Genomic DNA, 18,987 nt, shown 5'->3' with positions numbered 1-18,987 from the left:
GCGTGCATGGGGCCGGTTGCGCGCCGGTGCGGATAATGGCGTTCGCATGCAAAACCCGTCAGCGATGCCCCCCGACGACGAGCACGGCCGACCGCTGGTCTTCGACATCGGCGATGCCAAGTCGATGTACTTCGACTTCGACGGTGTGCAGAGCAGCATGAAACGCGGCCAGCCATCCGTGCTGGACGTTGACTACACGAAGACCATGATGGGCTTCATGCTCGCCAAGGCGCAGCCCGAGCAGATCCTGATGATTGGCCTGGGCGGCGGGTCACTGCCAAAGTTCTGCTTTCACAATCTTGCCGCGCGGATCACCGTGGTGGAAATCAACCCGCACGTCATCGCATTGCGCGACGAATTCGAGGTGCCTGCCGATAGCGAGCGCTTTTGTGTGGTGCAAGCCGATGGTGCCGATTTCGTCCACAACCACCCGCCGTGCTTCGACGTGATCCTGATCGATGGCTTTACCCAGCAGGGGCAGTCGCCGCAGCTGTGTTCCACCGGGTTTTATCAGGACTGCTTCAACGCGCTCACCCCCGGTGGCCTGCTGGTCGTGAACAACCTGCACTCGACACCGGCATTCGATCAAATTTGCCAGTCCGTCGCCGAGGTCTTCGAAGCAGGAGTGGCGTGTGTCGATTCCCGCGAGTATGGCAACTGCATCATGTTCGCTTCGAAGCGAGGATCCGTGTCGACCCGGTCCATGAGCTTGAGCTGGGCGCTTCACAACCTTCAGGCCACGGCCCGGGAGCAGCTTGCCACTGAATTCCGGCGAATCCTGAGGACCTTGGAGACCACCGAAGGCCAGCGCAGGCTGGACGAGGTGGACCCATGAAAAGAGGGAATGACCATGACAGCCATCCCCTCTGGAAATTTGGTAGGACGTACAAGATTCGAACTTGTGACCAACGGATTAAAAGTCCGCTGCTCTACCAACTGAGCTAACGTCCCACAAAGCCAGCGATTATAGCCTGCGGGTTACGGCTTGCGCGTCGCGATGCGATCAAGAACCCAGCCCGCAGCGCATTGGCCGAAGGTGGCGGTGACGCTCACGACCGAGCCGTAGCCGTGGCAGTTGAGCGTGCCATCACTCGAGGCATCACCAGACGCATCACCAGTCGCATCGCCCGGCACGGCACACGACGCGTCGGGCGGCGCCACGGCTTCCCTGCTGAAAACGCAGGTTACGCCGATCTTCCTGCCCTCTTTCGCCGCGCCATGCGACTTGCGCAGCCGGTAGCGCAGCTGCGCGAGCAAGGGGTCGTGCGTGGTCTTTGACAGATCATCGATATCGACCAGGTGCGCCAGGCGCTTGCCGCCTGCCGCGCCAACGGTGATGAACAGCGCCTTCGTGCGTTGCGCCCACACGGCCATCGCGACCTTCGCGCTGACCTGGTCGCAGGCGTCGATCACGGCGGTAACGCCAGCGGGTGCGAGCTGCGCCCAGTTGTCGGCGTCTGCGAATTCTTCGACGCCATGCACAACGCACGCAGGATTGATGTCGGCAATGCGCTCGGCCATTGCCTGCACCTTTGCCTTGCCAACGCTCGCGCCGGTGGCATGCACCTGGCGGTTGATGTTGGATTCGGCCACGTGGTCCAGATCGATCAGCGTGAGCTGGCCCACGCCGCTGCGCGCAAGCGCTTCAACCGCCCAGGAGCCCACGCCGCCTATGCCGACAACGGCCACATGTGAGGCCCTGATCGCCGCTGCGCCGGCAACGCCGTAGAGGCGTTCGAGCCCGCCGAAGCGGCGTTGCAGGTCAGCGGAGGTATCGTGCGCGATCACCGCAGGCGCGCGAGCCGTTCCTTGGCGGCCTGCGCCGCTTCGGACTGCGGATAGTCCTTGACCAGCTCCGTGAGCGACTTGCGCGCGCCGGCCGTGTCTTTCAGCTCGATCTGGCAATTGGCGATCGACAGCACAGACTCCGCTGCACGCGGGTGGTCCGGCGCTGCGACAAGCAGCGCGCGGAAATTGGCGATGGCACCGCGGTAGTCGCGGTTGGCGTACTGCGCGTTGCCCAGCCAGAACAGCGCCGTCGGGCGGAAGCCGCTTTGCGGATAGCGCTTGATGAAGTCCGCGAAGGCCGTTTGCGCAGCCGGGAAGTCACCTTTTCGGAACACCGCGAGCGCGTTCTCGAAATCGCGCGACTCATTCGGCTCGGCGATGAATTCACGCCCGTCGACATTCACCTTGGCCGGCTCGACCTTGCGCAGCCGCTCGTCGATGCCCTGCTGCACATCCTTTTGCTTGCGCTGCAGGTCGGCCACTTCGCGCAGCAGCTGCTCGTTCTGGCCCACCATGCGGGCCAGCTCGCCGCGCAGCATTTCGATCTGGGTTTGCAGCTCAAGCATGCTGCGGCGCAACTGCTGCACCTCGGCGCGCGCGTCTTCGGCCTGACGCTCTGTGGCGACGCGATTGGCGTCCACGCGCTGGCGCAAATCAAGAATGGCGCGCCGGGCTTCGTCGTCTTCAAACAATGCGGCCGAAGCGCCCGGGCTCGCGCCAAGTGCAGCGACTGCAATGCCAGCCGCAGCGAGCGCGTGCAGCCACGCAATGGGACGCAGGCGGCGTGCAGTGCGAACGGTGGGGGCCATCATCAACGGTAGACGATTTCAACGCGGCGGTTCTTCGCCCACGCTTCTTCGCCGCTGCCCGGCACGGCCGGCTTTTCCTTGCCGAAGCTCACGGCCTCGACCTGGCTGTCGGGCACGCCCAGCAGCGTGAGCGACCTGCGCACGGCCTCCGAGCGGCGCTGGCCGAGCGCGAGGTTGTATTCACGACCGCCCCGCTCGTCCGTGTGGCCTTCGAGGTTGGCGCGGCGCGAAGGGTTCGCCTTCATCCACGCCGCGTGCGCTTCAATCAGGCGCTGGAACTCTGGCTTGACCACGTAGCTGTCGTAGTCGAAGTACACCAGGCGCGATGTATTGACCGGACCGCCGCGGTTGCCGTTGGCGTCGTCGGTGACTACCGGTGTCACGGTGCTCTGGCCAGTGCCGGGGGCGCTGCCTGTACTGGGCGTCACGGCCGAGCGTGTCTCGACAGGAACATCGTCGAGCTTGACGCTGGAGCACCCGGCCATGGCGGCTGCAATGCCCACGACGAGCAACGTGCGTTTGAAAAACATCATTCCAATACCTCCTGATTGCTTCACTTCTGGAACGGGCCCCAGTCGGGCTCGCGGATGTCGCCGCCCTGGCCGGCCAGGCGCGCCTTGATCTTGCCGTCGAGCGTGGTGGTCATCAGTGCTTCTGCGCCGCCCTGGCGCGTGGCGTACATGATGAGCCTGCCATTGGGTGCAAAGCTGGGGCTTTCGTCGGCCGACGTGTCCGTGATCGACGCGACGGCGCCACCACCCAGCTCCATCACCTGCAGCTTGAATTGACCATTGATTCGAGAAATGTAGGCGAGCGCTTTCCCGTCGGGGCTCATCGCGGGCGATATGTTGTAACTCCCCGTAAAGGTCACGCGCTCGGGGCTGCCGCCGGTTGCGGGCATGCGATAGATCTGCGGCGCGCCACCGCGGTCGCTCACGAAGTAAATCATGCGCCCATCGGGGCTGTAGAGCGGCTCGGTATCGATGCCGGACGATTGCGTCAGGCGCCGCGGCTCGCCCCCGTTGGCGTCAATGGTGTAGAGCTGCGAGCCGCCGTCACGGCTGAGCGTGACAGCCAGTGTGCGCCCGTCGGGCGACCAGGCCGGTGCACTGTTGGAGCCGCGGAAATTGGCGATCAGCCGGCGCTTGCCTGTGGCGACCTCATGCACGTACACCACCGGCTTGCGCGACTCGAACGACACATAGGCCAGCTGCGAGCCATTGCTCGACCATGCGGGCGAGATGATCGGCTCTGCACTGGCCAGGGCCGACTGCGCGTTGTCGCCATCCGAATCGGCGACCCACAGGTTGTAGCGGGGGCCCGCCTTCGTGACGTACGCAATGCGGGTTGAAAAAATGCCACGCTCGCCGGTCAGCTTTTCGTAGATGAAGTCGGCAATGCGGTGCGCCGCGAGCCGCAGATCGGCCGCCGTGACGGCATAACTCTGCGCGCCCAGGCCCTGTGCCCGCACCACGTCCCACAGGCGAAAGCGCACGTCGAAGCGGCCGTCTGCGAGTTTGGTGACGCTGCCGACCGCGAGCGAGTCAGCGCCCTTTTGCCGCCACGGCCCGAGGTCGGGCGGTGCTGTCTCGTCGAGCGAGGCACTGGCTGCGTCCACAGCGCGGAACTGGCCGCTGCGTTCGAGGTCGGCCTGGATGATGGAAGAAATTTTCTGTGGCGACTGGCCTTCGCCGCGAAACGGCGCAATCGCAATCGGCAGTTGAGTCAGGCCCTGGCCCGAGACTTCCACGCGAAACTGTGCCAGCGCCGGCAAGGCGGGCAAGGCGGCTGCGGCGCCCAGCAGGCCCACCACACGGCGCCGGCCCCAAAGAGGTTGATTCATGTTCGTTAGTCTCACCATCGTGTTTGGAGTTCAGTTCAATTCAGATCGGTGACGGTTGGCGCTGCTCCATGGTGGAGCTGCCCCAACCCTTGCTCGGCGCGCACGATAGCACTGTGCTCGCGGATGAGTACCTTCTGGCGGTTGACTGCTTCACGGGCCCTGCTGTTCTCGGCGTGCCAGAGATGGAACACTTCGGTGGCGCACCAGCCATTCTTGCGCTTCACGTCGGCATGATGCAACCGCAGCACGAGATCGGCGTCTTCGTGGCCCCAGCCCTCGAACGATTCGTCAAAGCCGTTCACCGTCTTGAAGTCACGATACCAGACGCCAAAGTTGCAGCTGCGGATGCCCTTCCACTTGAAGCGCTCATGAATGCGCCCGGGCGCGCCCGGCCAGTCCACCAGGTGCGAGAGCTTGTTCACATCGCCCGACAGGCGCAGCCGCAACCAGCCGGCGGTGCCCATTTGCAGCAGCTCTGCCTCGCGTTGCTCGACGCGCGCCGTGAGCGCAGGGCTGAGCAGGACGCGGCTGCCGTTGACGAAGCAGCCCTGCTCGGCCAGCGCCACATGCGCCTGCACGAAGTGCGCGTTGGGCACGCAGTCGCCGTCAAGGAACACGATGTAGTCGCAATCGGCGTTGGCAGCGCCCTGGTTGCGCGCACGCGCAGCCGTGAAGCCCACATCGGGGTGCCACAGGTGCCGCACCGGGCATGCGAAGGCGGGCATGGCGCTGCGCATCGCAGCGACGTTCTGGGCCGTGGAGCCGTCATCGGCGATGACCACGGTCATGTCGCTCGTGCACTGCGGCGCCAATGCGCGCAGCACAGCCAGCAAAGCAAGAGGTCGGTTATAGGTGAGGACAACGAATCCGAGTTTCATCGGCGCTGGAGAAGCCACAGTTTGAGATACCGGTAATACGTGCCTTCGGCGTTGGAGACCGCCAGCGCCAGGCCGAGCTTTCCATCGAGAAATCCACGCCTGAAAACGTAGGTGCGCACGAAAGCCCACAGCCCGTGGCCCACGGCCTTGGCGAGCGAGCCCTTCACGCCCTTGCTGTGCAGCGCGAGCGCACCCGCAGTCGAATAGCGATTGGTCTTGTCGAGCACGGCTTCGAAGTCGTCAAAGCTCTCGTGCAGCAAGTCGCCCTCGAGCTGGCCGACGCTGCCTTGCACCTGCAGCGACTCATGCACCAGGTCACTGGAAAACCTTGCGCTGCCGCGCTTGAACAGCCGCACGATGCGGTCGGGGTACCAGCCCGAATGCAGCATGTACTGGCCGCAGTAGCTGGAGCGGCGGTTGACTGAATACGCAGCGTGATCGTTGCGAGCCATGGCCGCCATGATCTGCTCGCGCAATGGCGGCGTCACGCGCTCGTCAGCGTCGATCGACAGGACCCACGTTTTTGTTGCCAGGGCTAGCGCGCGGTTTTTCTGCTCGCCAAAGCCGGGCCAGTCGCCCGTTGAAGTGACCTTGGCGCCATGCGCAGTGGCGATCTGCACCGTGTCGTCGGTGCTGCCGCTATCCACAACAACGACTTCGCCCGCGAACGACACCGACTCCAGGCACGCAGACAGACGCGCGCCCTCATTGCGGGTGATCACTGTGACGGTCAGGTCGTAACCGGGCCTGGCGGGCACCGCAGAAGAAGGGCTCACACAAGTCGAAGATAATTTGGTGCTCGCGATTATGAGGGCTGACCCGTTGCTCCTTCCTTCGACATGATCCGGCCGAATTCGGCCACGCTGCGCTGGTTGATCCCCTACTTCGGAAGGGCGCGCGGCGCGTGGATCGCAGCCATCCTCGCGACCATCGTCGCCTCGGCCACCGAACCACTGGTGCCTGCCCTGCTCAAGCCGTTGCTCGACAAGGGCTTCCAGGCGGGCGGCATTCCTCTTTGGATGGTGCCCGCCGCACTCTTGCTGATCTTTGCCGTGCGCGGCTTCGCAGGTTTCCTGGCCGACATCGCGCTGGCCAAGATCACACAAGACGGCCTGCTGCTGCTGCGCCGCGACATGTTTGCCCGTCTGCTCGATGCACGGCTTGCGCTCTTCGGCGAGCAGAACGCCACCGCCTTGTCGAACACCGTCGTCTTTGAAGTCCAGAACGGCGCAACGCTGCTGGTCAACGCCGTGATCGGCCTGCTCAAGGACAGCGTGGCGCTCATCGCCCTGCTCGCCTACCTGCTGTACCTGAACTGGCAACTCACGCTGATCGTGTTCCTGATCGTGCCGGGCGTGGCCTGGCTGATCCGCACGGTGTCCAAGCGCCTGTATCGCATCGCACGGGCGACGCAGACCGCCACGAACGATCTCGCCTACGTGGTGGAAGAAAACGTGCTCGCAGCTCGCGTGGTGCGCTTGCATGGCGCGCAGGCCTCGCAGGCCGAGCGCTTCTTTGGCCTGAGCAGTTCGCTGCGCCGGCTCGCGATGAAGACGGCAGTGGCCTCCGCCACGATCACGCCGATGACGCACATGCTCGCGGCGGCAGCGCTTTCGATCGTGATCTGCATCGCGCTGTGGCAAAGCCGTGGCGGCATCACGGTGGGCACCTTTGCGTCGTTCATCACGGCGATGCTGATGCTGATCGCGCCGATCAAGCGCGTGTCTGAGGTGGCGAACCCCATCTCACGCGGCCTGGCCGCTGTGCAGCGTGCCATGGACCTGATCGAAAAAACGCCCGCTGAATCGGGCGGCACGCATGCGGCAGACCGGGCGCGCGGCCATATCGAATTCAAGGATGTGTCGGTGGTCTATCGCGAGGACGCGCAGCCCGCGCTCGACCAGGTGTCTCTCGTGGTCGAGCCCGGCCAGGTGATCGCGCTCGTCGGCCCGTCGGGCTCTGGCAAGACCACGCTGGCCAACTTGCTGCCGCGCTTCGTGCAGCCGACCGCAGGCACGGTGCTGCTCGACGAGCATGCGGTGACGGACTGGAAGCTCGACTCACTGCGCCGGCAGTTCGCACTCGTCAGCCAGGACGTGGTGATGTTCAACGACACGCTGGCGGCCAACATTGCACTCGGCAGCCAGATGGACAAGGCGCGCGTGGCGCAATGCGCGGAAGCGGCCAACCTGGGCGATGTGGTCGCTGCCCTGCCCGATGGGCTTGACACGATGGTGGGCCACAACGCGGCGCAGCTGTCGGGCGGCCAGCGCCAGCGGCTGGCGATTGCGCGTGCGCTCTACAAGGACGCGCCCATCCTCATCCTCGACGAAGCCACGTCCGCGCTGGACACGGCGTCGGAGCGGCAAGTGCAAGAGGCGCTGACGCGCCTGATGGCGGGCCGCACGACGCTGATCATTGCGCACCGGCTGTCCACCATCGAACACGCCGACCGTGTGGTCGTGCTCGACCAGGGCCGTATTGCCGAGAGCGGCTCGCACGCGCAGTTGGTCGCCAGCGGCGGGCTGTACGCGCGGCTTCACGCACTGCAGTTCGGGGCGCAATGAAAGACAGGATCACCCAGACGGGGGTGTGGCACGCGTGCGTGGTCGTGGGGCTCGCGGGCCTGGGGTTCTTCACGCCGTTTTCGTCGGCCGGTGTTGCATTTGCACTCGCCCTCATCGTGGTGCTGGCCTTCTGGCCCGCGCGGCGGCTGTGGCGTGAAGCGCCGTGGAACGAGCCCGTCATGGCCGTGGGGCTGGGGCTCTTCGCCTACATCGTGATTCAGACGCTGGTGACCGGCGGCAACTCAGCGTCGTCACGCCAGGCCATCAGCCAGTACCAGGAGCTGCTGCTCGCGCCGATTTTGTATTCGGTGCTGCGCGACGCGCGACGCCGCCAGGTGCTGATGTTGTCGCTGTTCGCAGGCGCTGTGGCACTTGCGCTGATGGTGTGGGCCGCGCCGCTGCATCCTGAACTGCAGGCGATGATTTTCAAGCGGCGCATCTCGGCAGGCTTTGCGCTGGCCGTGTGCGCCTTTCTGGTCGTCATGCGCGCCAAGGACACGCCGCAGCCCTGGCCCGCCCGCGTCGTTGCGGCCTTCCTCGCGTTCACCGTGCTGTTCGGGCTGGACGGGCGTACGGGCCAGTTGCTCGTCATCGTGCTGGCCGTGCTGACGGTCTGGCTGCACAGCACGCGCCGCGTGCGATGGGTCGCGTCGCTGGCCGGCCTGCTGGTGGTCCTGGCGCTGGCCTGGACATCGGGCACCGTAGGCTCGCGCATGAAGGAAACGCTGTCGATGAGCCCCGGCGGCGATGAAACGGTTGTCACCTCCACCGGCATCCGCGTCGAGCTGATGCGTGTGGCGCTGGCCCTGGCGCAGCGGTATGGCGTGGCCGGCGCGGGCTACGGCAACTACACGCAGGTGCATGCGCAGATGGCCGACGAGATCTACCGCACGCCGGTAGAAGGCGCCAACGTGAACTGGATGCGCAGCACCAATCCGCACAACGAATACTTCATGCAGCTGATCGGCGGCGGCATCGTGGGCGCAGCGCTGTTCATTGCATGGCTCGCAGCGGCATTTCGCGCGGCCCTGCGCGCGCCGCCAGCCATTGGCGTGCAGCTCGGCGCGGTGGTCGTCGCCTTCGCCATCGGCTGCCTGTTCAACTCGCTCTTGCTGGACTTCATCGAAGGCCATTTCTACATGGCCCTCGTGGCCTGCCTGCTGGCGCAAGCGCGAGCCACGCGCCATGGCGATACCGACGAAGTCAGGAGCGTGCTCATCATCGCCACGCGCCAGATCGGCGACGTGCTGCTCACCACACCGCTGATCCGCGCGGCGCGCCGGCGCTGGCCGGATGCCCGCATCGACGTGATCGGCTTTGCGGGCACGCTGGGCATGCTGCGCAATAACGCAGACATCAACGGCTACTTCGAAACGCCCGCGAAATCCGGCTGGCGCGACGCACGTTCGCTGGCGTCGCGGCTGTGGCGCCGCTATGACCTCGCACTTGTCACCGACCCCGGCGACCGCGCCCACCTGCTCGGCTGGATCGCCGCGCCGCAGCGCGCCGGCATCGTGCCTGCTGCCGGTCGCAGCAACTGGGTCAAGCGCGTCCTGCTCAGGCACACGGTGGTCGCTGCAGGCGATCAAGGCACTGTGCACGTCACAGCGGAGAAGCAATCGCTGATCGCGCCGTGGCTCGATGAGTCGAGCGTGCGAGCCGATGTGATCGCACCGCCGCCGCGCGACTTGCCGGGGGACATCGCAGCAGCCCTGCAGCCCGGCGCCGTGGTGGTCCACGCGCCTTCGATGTGGCCCTACAAGCAGTGGCCCGTCGCGCACTTCGAAGAACTGGTCAAAGCACTGTTGGCCATGGGCCGCCAGGTCGTGCTGACCGGCAGCGCAGGCGCACGCGACAAGGAGTGCATCGCGCCGCTGCTGACACTCGCGCCGGCGCCGCAGTTGCTCGACGTATCCGGCCAGCTCGACTTCAACCAGCTCGTGGCCGTGCTCCAACGTGCCGCGCTCTACATCGGCCCGGACACGTCCGTTTCGCATCTGGCCGCTGCCACGGGAGTGCCGGTGATCGCCATCTTCGGCCCCACCAACCCGATGCGTTGGGCGCCTTGGCCCGCAAAGTCAAACGCCAGCGAAATTTTCGAACGCTCGACGCTCGTGCAGCGTATCGGCAATGTCACGTTGCTGCAGAGCGATCTGCCTTGTGTGCCCTGCGGCAAGGCGGGCTGCGAAGACCATCGACAAAGCCGCAGTGATTGCCTTGTCGCCATCGGTCCCGATCGGGTGCTGGAGCAGGTGCGCTTGGTTCTTGCGCGCTGATTGACGTACTGAGCGATTGGGGGTGGGTCACGGCCGCCCGACGGCCGCAGCCCACCCCCGAACGCAATCAGCTGAAAGGCGCAGTCAAAGCAGCACGATGTCGTACTGCTCCTGCCCCATCGCACTCTCGCTTTGCAGCGAAATCGGCTTTCGAATGAAGTCCGACAGCCCCGCCAGGTGCTGGCTCTCTTCGTCGAGGAACAGCTCGACCACTTTGGGTGACGCAACGATGCGGTATTCGCGTGGATCGAACTGCCGGGCCTCGCGCAAAATCTCGCGCAGGATGTCGTAGCAGACACTGCGCGCCGTCTTGACGATGCCCTTGCCCTTGCAGGCATCGCATGGCTCGCACAGCATGTGCGCCAGCGACTCGCGCGTGCGCTTGCGCGTCATCTCGACCAGGCCCAGCTGCGAGAAACCACCCGCCATCGTCTTGGTGCGGTCGCGGCCCAGTTGCTTGCGGAATTCGGCAAGCACTGCATCGCGATGGTCTTCGCGCACCATGTCGATGAAGTCCACGATGATGATGCCGCCCAGGTTGCGCAGCCGCAGCTGGCGCGCAATGCCTTGCGCCGCTTCGAGGTTGGTCTTGAAAATCGTGTCGTCGAAATTGCGTGCGCCGACAAAGCCGCCCGTGTTCACGTCGATGGTCGTCAACGCCTCGGTCTGGTCCACGATGAGGTAGCCACCGGACTTCAGGTCCACACGCCGGCCCAGCGCCTTCTGGATCTCGTCGTCGATATTGAACAAGTCAAAAATCGGCCGCTCGCCTTTGTACAGCGACAGGCGCTCCGCCGCCGACGGCATGAATTCGCGGCCGAATGCCGCAAGCACAGCGTGCTGCTCCTTCGAGTCAATGCGGATCGTCTGCGTTTCTTCGCTGACCAGGTCGCGCAGCACGCGCTGGAGCAAGCTCAGGTCCTGGTGCAGCAGCGACGTAGCGGGAAGCCGCGTCGCCGCGTCGCGGATACGCGCCCACGTCTTGCGCAGGTAGGCGATGTCTTCAGCCAGCTCGGTATCGTTGGCGTCTTCGCCGTTGGTGCGCAGGATGAAGCCGCCGCCCTCCTTGCCCACCAGCTCCTGCAGGCGCGTGCGCAGTGCATCGCGTTGCGCCGCCGGGATTTTTTGCGACACACCCAGATGGTCGTCCTGCGGCAAGAACACCAGCAGCCGGCCCGCCACACTGATCTGCGTGGACAGCCGCGCGCCCTTCGTGCCGATCGGGTCCTTGATCACCTGCACCATCAGCGACTGGCCTTCGAACACCTGCTTTTCGATGGGCACTTGGGGCTGGCTGCTGCGAACGAACGGTGGGGCCTCGCCGTCGGGCTGGCGCTGCCACACATCAGCCACATGCAGGAAGGCTGCACGCTCCAGGCCTATGTCGATAAAGGCCGACTGCATGCCGGGCAGCACGCGGGCCACCTTGCCGAGATAGACGTTGCCCACCAGCCCGCGCTCGAGCGTGCGTTCGACGTGCAGCTCCTGCACGGCGCCGTTTTCGACGATTGCAACGCGCGTCTCCTGGGGAGACCAATTGATCAGGATGTCCTGCAGCATCGGCGCGAGGATAACAGCGCCGGCGCTTGTGCCTACGCAGCCAGTTGCTCGAGGCCGTCCACGTGATGCCTCAGCGAGTGGCCTTTACTGTCCGGAATGACATAGCGGCGGCCGACCTGTGCACCCAGGAACGGCGAGCGCGCCCCTTCCACACGCTGACTGAGCACGTCCTTCGCGGTGTTGAAGTGCTCCACATCGGAGCGGGCGATCAGTGCGTCGCCCAGGCGGTTGCGCATGGCGATGTGAAGGCCAGCCGCGTTGAAGCACGTGACCTGCACGGGGTAGTCGCCGCCGCTGTTGCGGATGCCGGCCCATTGCGCGAGCCCGCCGCCCAGCGAGTGGCCTTGCAGCTTGACGCGGTCCGCGCCGTAGCGCTGCACGAACGCCTTGACCAGTGCGTCGGCCTCCTGGAATGCACTGTCTTCAAAGCCGAAGAAGCTCTGCGCGGCATCGCTTTTCAACGTCGCCGGGCGGCCAGCCTGCGTGCCCACAAACGAGAGGTGAAATGCAATGCCGTTGCCCTGCTCGTCTTCCTCCACGTACACACCCACCTTCAACCCCGACCACCGGTCGCCCGTGAGCACGCCCCTTTTCTCGTCGAAACGCAGCTTGGTGACCGTGCCCGAGCCGCCGCCTTCGACCGAAAGGATCTCCCGCGGAATGATGCCGAGATGCGCCCGCGTGAACCCATGCGGCAGGTCCATCTCACTAACGGCAGCCGTCGTGCTGCCGGTGATACGCGCGAGCAGAGCAAGCTTGGCAGCGCGCCCGACCAGCTGCGGCGGGATCGCGACTTGCCGGCCCTTGGGTGCCACAAGCGAGATGCCGTTCACAAGACCCTTGGCCGTGCCCACGATCTTGTCGCCCGCGCGATCTGCCGACGGGCTCAGCAGCCCCACGAGCTTCGCGCCTGCGCCTGCCAGGGCGAGCGTGAGGCCCCCGATAGCGCGCGCGCTGATGTTGACGACATTCGACACAATCGTTTCCGCGACCGTGACCGTGCTCGCCACGATGGCCGATGCGCCACCCGTCACGCTGGCCAGCCCCTTGATGACCGCACCCGCCGCATAGCGCGCGCCGGAGTCATGCCCACGCTGCACCCAGTTGCCGAACCTGCGTGCAGGCTCGCTGAGTGTGAGGTAGCGCAGCGTGGTGTTCAGCACCGACCCGAGGCTCAGGCGCGAACCCCAGGTGGTGTAGCGCGCGACGAACTTGCGCGACGTGTCGGCCGCTTGCTCAAGGGCGACTGACATGCGCGAGTCAACGCGGAAAAAGCGTGACGCCGATGCGTGCGCCAGCATGGGCGCTGCGGGAACAAACCCGTCATGCTTGCGCTCGTGCAGGACTGCGTTCGCGTACCCGGCCAGTTCGCCGTACTTGTGCGGATCGCGTGCTTCAAGAGCCGCGACCTGCTCCAGCGAGTGAGTGGACCAGCGGGCGAAAACTGACTCGACATGCTGCGCATCGACCCGGCCTTCGCTCAACCAACCCGCCAGCACATCCGGATCGATCGCGTTGTTGGCCAGCTGCAGGATCATCGGCTCGGGAAATGGCTCGTTCACGCCGCGCTTGTCCAGGATAGCTGCGAGCTGCCGCGCAATGATGTTCACGCATCCAGCCGATCGTGCGTCCAAGGGCGCGGGCAAATGGTCGAGGTTGTATTTCAGGCAGACCAGCCGCGCGTTGCTCCAGTCGCGCAGCAACAAGGCCACGTGCTGCTCGAAGTCGTGCACCAGTCGCTGCGGGGCGGTGCCGTCGGGCTTGAGCGCGCTGCGCAAGGTGCCGTCGTCACGCTCCATCAAGCTGGGCAGCGTTGCTGCGGCACGGCCCAGGGTGGTGCTGCCGCTCATGGGTTTGGCCAGCCAGTTCAGCTGTACGCCGATGTCGCGGTGTTCACGCTTCCAGTGTGCGAACTCGGCGGGGTCCTTGGCCGCCTCGGTCATGGCCTGCTGCTCCAGGGCCGACTTCACGCCTTGGGTCAACACCTGGAAGCCCGACGGCATGTCGCCATCCCACTCGAGCTCGGCCAGCAGCTCGTCCAGTTCTGCAAGTTCCCCGCCGGGCAATTCGTCGAGCTTTTCAGCCACGATCAGGGCCAGTTCCTCGTCGACTGCGAGGCCGAATTCAAAGAGACCCTGCAGCGCAGCATTGAGGTCTTGCTGAGCGGCCAGCATCTGATCGTCATCGCGCTTCTGCACGGCGGCTATCAGTGTGGTGATGCCTGCCGCGATATCGTCACGCAGCTGGACGATGTCGGCATCCGCCGCGAGCATGCCGCTCATAGTGTGTGCTTCAGCGGGCGGGGCCTTTCCCTGGCCCGGCTTCAGCAGGGGTGCAGACTCCTCGCTCGAAGTTTGCTGGATGCGTTCGCGCCTGGCTGCGCCGGCAATACGGCTGAGAAGACTCACGATGCATTCCTCATCAGTTGATGTGGAATGAGTAACAAAGGCGGCGCCTGGGTTCCGCTGGAGACTTAGGTCGCGGCCCGCCCCGCCTGCCGCAACAATTGCGCCGTCTCGTGCATGGGCAGGCCCATGATGCCGGAATAGCTGCCGCTGATATGCGATATCCACGCCGCAGCGCGGCCCTGGATGGCATAGGCGCCGGCCTTGCCCATCGGCTCGCCGCTGGCCACATAGGCCTGGATGTCTGCGCGCGAGAGAGGAGTAAATGTGACGCGGGATTCGCTCAGCGCCTGCAAGCGCCGGCGCCCGACGCCCAGCGCCACGGCCGTGAGCACGCGATGCGTGTGGCCCGACAGCTCGCGCAACATGCGGGCGGCGTCGCGCTCGTCCTGCGGCTTGCCGTAGATCGTGCGGCCCAACGCCACAGTCGTGTCCGAACACAGCACGGGCGCTGGCGGCAAGCCGCGTTGCTTCAGCCGCGCCAACGCTGCGTCGAGCTTCAGGCCAGTGACGCGCTGCACATAGCGCGCCGGCGCCTCAGAGCCCATCACTTGCTCGATTGTTTCGGTGTCTTCGCCCGGGTCGGGCAGCAGCAGCTCGTAGCGAATGCCAAGCTGCTCCAGCAACTGCCGCCGGCGCGGGCTTTGCGAGGCGAGGTAGATGAAATCACTCACGGTGGTACGGATGGTTGGCATTGACTGACCAGGCGCGGTACAGCTGCTCGACGAGCAACACACGCACCATGGCGTGTGGCAGCGTCAGGTCAGACAGGCGGATTTTCTCGTGCGCAGCTTGCTTGAACGCCGGGTCCAGCCCGTCGGGGCCGCCGATGACGATAGCAACGTCGCCACCCTGCATCTGCCATGCCTTCAGGCGCGCGGCAAGCGCAACGGTGGTGAGCGATGTGCCCCGCTCATCGAGCGCGACAACGTGCGCCCCCTTGGGGATGGCTTGCTCGATGCGCTGGCGCTCGGCGGCATACAGGGTTTCGATGGTCTTGGAGCCGCGCGGCTCGGTCTTCACGGCCTTGAGCTCGACTTTGAGCTCAGGCGGAAAGCGCTTGGCGTAGTCGTCCCACGCGGTGCTGGCCCAGTCGGGAACCCGCTGGCCGACCGCAACGACCACCAGCTTCATTTACTGCGAGAAGGGCTCTTGCTGGAAGACCTGGTGGCTGGTTTTTTTCCGGCGCCAGCAGATTTCACAGGGGCGCGCGACGCACTTCTCGGCGCCGCCTTGGCAGGCGACGATCGCGAAGAAGCTTTCTTTGCCGGCGCTGCGCCCGCGGCATCAGCGCACGCCGCAGCCGCCCTTGCCTTTTGCGCGCGAGACGGTTTTTCGGGTGCCATGTCGGGCACCGGCTCCGCCGCCTTGCGCGGATCGTTCACCGGATCGCTGCGCGGATCGCTCGTGAGCTGAGTGCGCGGGTCGATCTTCCCGGGCTTTTTCGCTGCGGGTTTGGCTGCTGACTTGCCGGCTGTCTTGCCTGCCGGTTTGGCTGCGGTTTTGCCCGTTGCTTTGCCCGTTGTCTTTCCAGCCGTCTTGCCTGCCTTCTTCGCCGGCTCTTCAGCCTGTGCAATCACCGGCTTGGCCGCGCCGAACTTCAGGCGAACGGGCTTTTCGCCCCAGATCTCTTCGAGGTGGTAATAGGTGCGGATCGCCGGCTGCATGATGTGCGCCACGGCGGCGCCGCAGTCCACGATGATCCATTCGCCGTTTTCTTCGCCTTCGATGCGCGGCTTGGCAAAGCCGGCTTCACGCACTGCATCGCGCACGCTGGCGGCCAGCGCCTTGGTTTGCCTGTTGGATGTCCCCGACGCCACGATGACGCGCTCGAACAATGGCGACAAGTGCTCGGTATTGAACACCGCGATGTCCTGTGCCTTCACATCCTCGAGGCCATCGATGATGGCTCTCTGGAGTCTTTGCGTGTCTTTCTTGGCTGCGGCTTCTTGGGTCATCAGGTACGTTGGTAAAGGTGATGGGAGGCAATATAACTTGCAACGCCCTGTGGCACTAGCTCGGCGATTCCCTCGCCGCGAGCCACAAGTTGTCGAATGTGGGTGGCACTGTCGGGCATGGCGGGCAGCGCCAGCGGCTGCACCCGGGCCTGCGCAGGCAAGCCAGGGTGGTCATGCGCCGCAATGGCTGATGGCCGCGCTGCCACAGCGAGCGTCGCCATCGCAAGAATCGCCTGCCACTCGCGCCAGCTGGGAAATGCCACGGCCTGGTCTTGCCCCATCACCAGGAAAATCTGCGCGTGGGGGTGCTGTGCAACCAGTTCACGCAGCGTATCGACGGTGTAGGTCGCGCCGGGGCGGCGCAGTTCCCTGTCGTCAACCACGGTGCGCGCAAGGCCGCCAAAAGCAATTTGCGCCATGGCCAGCCTGTCGTCAGGAGGCGTCAGTTGATTGGATTTGTGCCACGCCTGCCCCGTCGGGAAGATGCGCAGCTCATCAAGCGCGAGCTGGCTGACGGCTGCCCGTGCGAGCGCCACATGCGCCACATGCGGCGGGTCGAACGCGCCGCCAAACACGCCGATACGCGCTGGACCGGGACCGGTCAAATCCAGTTCCGCCGCACGAGGAACTTCGTGTACAGGTCATCCTCGGGTGAGCCGGGCTTGGTCTGGCGCTGGTAAGCCCAGGCCACCAGCGGCGGCATCGACATGAGGATCGACTCGGTGCGGCCACCCGATTGCAGGCCAAAGTGCGTGCCTCGGTCCCACACCAGGTTGAACTCCACGTAGCGGCCGCGCCTGTACAGCTGGAAGTCGCGTTCGCGCTCGCCGTAGGGTGTGTCCTTGCGGATCTTGAGAATCGGCGCGTACGCATCAATGAACGAGTCGCCCACCGAGCTCATCATCGCGAAGGCGTTGTTGAAGCCGCCTTCTGAAAAGTCGTCGAAGAAGATGCCGCCAATGCCGCGCTGCTCGTTGCGGTGCTTCAGGTAAAAGTACTCGTCACACCACGTCTTGAACTTCGGATACTTGTCCGCGCCGAAGGGCTCAAGCGTGGATTTGCACACGCTGTGGAAGAACACGGCGTCTTCTTCAAAGCCGTAATACGGCGTCAAGTCCATGCCGCCGCCGAACCAGAACACCGGCTCGCCCTGAGCGGGAATCGCGGCGAGCATGCGCACGTTCATGTGGACCGTTGGCGCATACGGGTTGCGCGGGTGGAACACGAGTGACACGCCCAGCGCTTCGAAAGCCGCGCCCGTGAGCTCAGGCCGGTTGTGTGTGGCCGAGGGCGGTAGCTTGTCGCCCACCACATGCGAAAAACCGCAGCCTGCACGCTCGAACACCGAGCCGCCTTCCATGATGCGGGTGATGCCGTCGCCCTGCAGCGGCTCGCCCTTCTCCTTCTTCCACTTTTCCTTGATGAAGTGGCCGCCATCGATGGAGGAGAACTCCGTGACGATCCGCTCCTGCAAGTCCAGCAGGTAGTCACGCACCATGTCGACGTCGGTCATAGCTTGATCGCTTTCAGCTTTTGGGAGCGCCGTGATCGCGGATGGCGCGGTGGCCGATGTCCTTGCGATACTGCGCGCCCTTGAAATGAATCTGCTCCGCGACTTCATAGGCGCGTTGCTGCGCCGACTTGACGGTATCAGCCAGCGCGGTGACGCACAACACGCGGCCACCGGAAGTCACTGTGTTGCCGTCCACCGCCTGGGTACCTGCGTGGAACACCGTCACGTCGTCACTCTCGTGCTTGGGCAGGCCGGTGATTACATCGCCCTTGCGCGGATTCAGCGGATACCCCTCGGCCGCCATCACCACGCCGAGCGCGGGCCGCCTGTCCCACTCCATGTCGATCTGGTCGAGCGTGCCGGAGGTGGCGTGCAGCATCACGTCGTACAGGTCGGTCTTCAGCCGCATCATGATCGGCTGCGTCTCCGGGTCGCCCATGCGGCAGTTGAATTCGAGCGTTTTCGGATGGCCCTTGGCGTCGATCATCAGGCCCGCATACAGGAAGCCGGTGAACGGGATGCCGTCTTTTTCCATGCCCTTGATCGTGGGCAGGATGATCTCGCGCATGGCACGCGCATGCACGTCGGGTGTGACAACGGGCGCTGGCGAATACGCGCCCATGCCGCCGGTGTTGGGGCCTTCGTCACCGTCGAGCAGGCGCTTGTGGTCTTGCGAGGTGGCAAGCGCGGCAACGTTCTTGCCGTCGCACATCACGATGAAGCTGGCCTCTTCGCCGACGAGGAATTCTTCGATCACGACGCGCGCGCCGCCATCGTTGTGCTGCACGCCAAGCGTGTTGTCGAGCAGCATGAAGTCGATGGCGTCGTGCGCCTCGGCGAGCGTGGTGGCCACGACCACGCCCTTGCCTGCCGCAAGGCCGTCTGCCTTCACGACGATGGGCGCGCCCTTCTTGTCCACATAGGCATGGGCGAGCGCTGCATCGGAGAAGGTTTCGTATTCCGCCGTGGGAATGCCATGGCGCTTCATGAACGCCTTTGAAAAGGCCTTGGAGCTTTCCAGCTGCGCGGCCTGCTTCGTGGGGCCGAACACGCGCAGGTTGTGCGCGCGGAATTCATCGACCACACCAGCAGCCAAGGGACCTTCAGGGCCGACCACGGTGAGCTGGATCTTGTTGTCGATGGCCCACTTTCGCAGCTGCACGATGTCGGTGATGGGCACGTTTTCAAGCCGCGAGTCGAGCGTTGTGCCGCCATTGCCCGGGGCCACGTAAACAGCCTGCAACTTGGGCGACTGGGCGAGCTTCCAGGCGAGCGCATGTTCGCGGCCGCCGCCACCGATAACTAAAACCTTCATTCGTGCCTCCGACGAGCCGCCTCTAGGAGGCCAGCCCCCTCGGGGGGCAGCGAAAGCACAAGGTGCGGAGCGTGG

The 18,987-nt window shown here is 65.0% G+C and carries 17 protein-coding genes and 1 tRNA gene; 3 read left to right on the top strand and 15 right to left on the bottom strand.

Annotation, left to right across the window (positions count from 1 at the left end):
• Window positions 1-16: 16 nt before the first annotated feature.
• Window positions 17-835: a fused MFS/spermidine synthase gene (locus tag GHT07_RS14475; RefSeq protein WP_153585810.1), complete on the top strand. Its 819-nt coding sequence runs from the start codon at window positions 17-19 to the stop codon at window positions 833-835.
• A gap of 40 nt (window positions 836-875) precedes the next feature.
• On the opposite strand, the gene GHT07_RS14470 is transcribed toward GHT07_RS14475, so the two are convergent.
• From GHT07_RS14470 to GHT07_RS14440, 7 genes are all read right to left on the bottom strand, one after another.
• Window positions 876-951, bottom strand: a tRNA-Lys gene (locus GHT07_RS14470).
• 27 nt (window positions 952-978) lie between these two features.
• On the bottom strand, window positions 979-1,788 hold the full coding sequence (locus tag GHT07_RS14465) for a tRNA threonylcarbamoyladenosine dehydratase (protein ID WP_194792948.1): 810 nt from the start codon (window positions 1,786-1,788) through the stop codon (window positions 979-981).
• Window positions 1,785-2,600, bottom strand: coding sequence for a tol-pal system protein YbgF (gene ybgF, locus GHT07_RS14460; protein WP_153585808.1), 816 nt, complete (start codon window positions 2,598-2,600; stop codon window positions 1,785-1,787). Before ybgF ends, GHT07_RS14465 begins: the two co-directional genes overlap by 4 nt.
• Complete coding sequence (gene pal, locus GHT07_RS14455; protein ID WP_153585873.1) at window positions 2,600-3,127, bottom strand: peptidoglycan-associated lipoprotein Pal; 528 nt, start codon at window positions 3,125-3,127, stop codon at window positions 2,600-2,602. The genes ybgF and pal overlap by 1 nt, the downstream gene beginning before the upstream one ends.
• A gap of 23 nt (window positions 3,128-3,150) precedes the next feature.
• Window positions 3,151-4,440, bottom strand: coding sequence for a Tol-Pal system beta propeller repeat protein TolB (tolB, locus tag GHT07_RS14450; RefSeq protein WP_228488355.1), 1,290 nt, complete (start codon window positions 4,438-4,440; stop codon window positions 3,151-3,153).
• A 35-nt stretch (window positions 4,441-4,475) separates the two neighbouring features.
• A complete protein-coding gene (locus GHT07_RS14445) occupies window positions 4,476-5,318 on the bottom strand; it encodes a glycosyltransferase (RefSeq protein WP_153585806.1) in 843 nt (280 codons plus the stop codon).
• On the bottom strand, window positions 5,315-6,094 hold the full coding sequence (locus GHT07_RS14440) for a glycosyltransferase family 2 protein (protein ID WP_323740947.1): 780 nt from the start codon (window positions 6,092-6,094) through the stop codon (window positions 5,315-5,317). Before GHT07_RS14440 ends, GHT07_RS14445 begins: the two co-directional genes overlap by 4 nt.
• A 63-nt stretch (window positions 6,095-6,157) precedes the next feature.
• Between GHT07_RS14440 and msbA the strand changes: the two genes are divergently transcribed.
• Both msbA and GHT07_RS14430 read left to right on the top strand, forming a co-directional pair.
• Window positions 6,158-7,885: a lipid A export permease/ATP-binding protein MsbA gene (gene msbA / locus GHT07_RS14435; protein WP_153585805.1), complete on the top strand. Its 1,728-nt coding sequence runs from the start codon at window positions 6,158-6,160 to the stop codon at window positions 7,883-7,885.
• Window positions 7,882-10,161: a glycosyltransferase family 9 protein gene (locus tag GHT07_RS14430; RefSeq protein WP_153585804.1), complete on the top strand. Its 2,280-nt coding sequence runs from the start codon at window positions 7,882-7,884 to the stop codon at window positions 10,159-10,161. Before msbA ends, GHT07_RS14430 begins: the two co-directional genes overlap by 4 nt.
• An 84-nt stretch (window positions 10,162-10,245) precedes the next feature.
• On the opposite strand, the gene rng is transcribed toward GHT07_RS14430, so the two are convergent.
• The 8 genes from rng to purD all read right to left on the bottom strand — a co-directional run bounded on the left by rng (window position 10,246) and on the right by purD (window position 18,912).
• A complete protein-coding gene (gene rng / locus GHT07_RS14425) occupies window positions 10,246-11,721 on the bottom strand; it encodes a ribonuclease G (protein ID WP_153585803.1) in 1,476 nt (491 codons plus the stop codon).
• A 32-nt stretch (window positions 11,722-11,753) separates the two neighbouring features.
• The gene (locus tag GHT07_RS14420) at window positions 11,754-14,129 is read right to left on the bottom strand and encodes a hypothetical protein (protein ID WP_153585802.1); all 2,376 of its coding nucleotides are present in this window, start codon (window positions 14,127-14,129) and stop codon (window positions 11,754-11,756) included.
• Between the two features lie 65 nt (window positions 14,130-14,194).
• On the bottom strand, window positions 14,195-14,800 hold the full coding sequence (locus GHT07_RS14415; RefSeq protein ID WP_323740946.1) for a Maf family protein: 606 nt from the start codon (window positions 14,798-14,800) through the stop codon (window positions 14,195-14,197).
• Complete coding sequence (gene rlmH / locus GHT07_RS14410; RefSeq protein ID WP_153585800.1) at window positions 14,793-15,260, bottom strand: 23S rRNA (pseudouridine(1915)-N(3))-methyltransferase RlmH; 468 nt, start codon at window positions 15,258-15,260, stop codon at window positions 14,793-14,795. Before rlmH ends, GHT07_RS14415 begins: the two co-directional genes overlap by 8 nt.
• Complete coding sequence (gene rsfS, locus GHT07_RS14405) at window positions 15,257-16,084, bottom strand: ribosome silencing factor (RefSeq protein ID WP_153585799.1); 828 nt, start codon at window positions 16,082-16,084, stop codon at window positions 15,257-15,259. The genes rlmH and rsfS overlap by 4 nt, the downstream gene beginning before the upstream one ends.
• Window positions 16,084-16,689, bottom strand: a complete 606-nt coding sequence (nadD, locus tag GHT07_RS14400) for a nicotinate-nucleotide adenylyltransferase (RefSeq protein WP_323740945.1) — start codon at window positions 16,687-16,689, stop codon at window positions 16,084-16,086. The genes rsfS and nadD overlap by 1 nt, the downstream gene beginning before the upstream one ends.
• Window positions 16,686-17,597 (bottom strand): oxygen-dependent coproporphyrinogen oxidase, encoded by a 912-nt coding sequence (gene hemF / locus GHT07_RS14395; RefSeq protein ID WP_153585797.1) that lies wholly within the window; start codon window positions 17,595-17,597, stop codon window positions 16,686-16,688. Before hemF ends, nadD begins: the two co-directional genes overlap by 4 nt.
• A 13-nt stretch (window positions 17,598-17,610) precedes the next feature.
• Window positions 17,611-18,912 (bottom strand): phosphoribosylamine--glycine ligase, encoded by a 1,302-nt coding sequence (purD, locus tag GHT07_RS14390; protein ID WP_153585796.1) that lies wholly within the window; start codon window positions 18,910-18,912, stop codon window positions 17,611-17,613.
• Window positions 18,913-18,987 lie beyond the last annotated feature (75 nt).

The sequence above is a fragment of the Caenimonas koreensis DSM 17982 genome (assembly GCF_009646335.1).
GTDB classification, from domain to species: domain Bacteria; phylum Pseudomonadota; class Gammaproteobacteria; order Burkholderiales; family Burkholderiaceae_C; genus Ramlibacter; species Ramlibacter koreensis.
Note: the sequence above shows the minus strand (reverse complement) of the source record. Positions and strands in the feature narration are given on the sequence as shown.

Excerpts from the sequence above, each read along its gene's own strand:
- pal (WP_153585873.1), bottom strand. The coding sequence starts at position 3,127 with ATGTTTTTCAAACGCACGTTGCTCGTCGTGGGCATTGCAGCCGCCATG.
- purD (WP_153585796.1), bottom strand. The coding sequence starts at position 18,912 with ATGAAGGTTTTAGTTATCGGTGGCGGCGGCCGCGAACATGCGCTCGCC.
- rlmH (WP_153585800.1), bottom strand. The coding sequence starts at position 15,260 with ATGAAGCTGGTGGTCGTTGCGGTCGGCCAGCGGGTTCCCGACTGGGCC.
- GHT07_RS14445 (WP_153585806.1), bottom strand. The coding sequence starts at position 5,318 with ATGAAACTCGGATTCGTTGTCCTCACCTATAACCGACCTCTTGCTTTG.
- hemF (WP_153585797.1), bottom strand. The coding sequence starts at position 17,597 with ATGACCGACGTCGACATGGTGCGTGACTACCTGCTGGACTTGCAGGAG.
- rsfS (WP_153585799.1), bottom strand. The coding sequence starts at position 16,084 with ATGACCCAAGAAGCCGCAGCCAAGAAAGACACGCAAAGACTCCAGAGA.
- rng (WP_153585803.1), bottom strand. The coding sequence starts at position 11,721 with ATGCTGCAGGACATCCTGATCAATTGGTCTCCCCAGGAGACGCGCGTT.
- ybgF (WP_153585808.1), bottom strand. The coding sequence starts at position 2,600 with ATGATGGCCCCCACCGTTCGCACTGCACGCCGCCTGCGTCCCATTGCG.
- tolB (WP_228488355.1), bottom strand. The coding sequence starts at position 4,440 with ATGAATCAACCTCTTTGGGGCCGGCGCCGTGTGGTGGGCCTGCTGGGC.
- GHT07_RS14430 (WP_153585804.1), top strand. The coding sequence starts at position 7,882 with ATGAAAGACAGGATCACCCAGACGGGGGTGTGGCACGCGTGCGTGGTC.
- msbA (WP_153585805.1), top strand. The coding sequence starts at position 6,158 with ATGATCCGGCCGAATTCGGCCACGCTGCGCTGGTTGATCCCCTACTTC.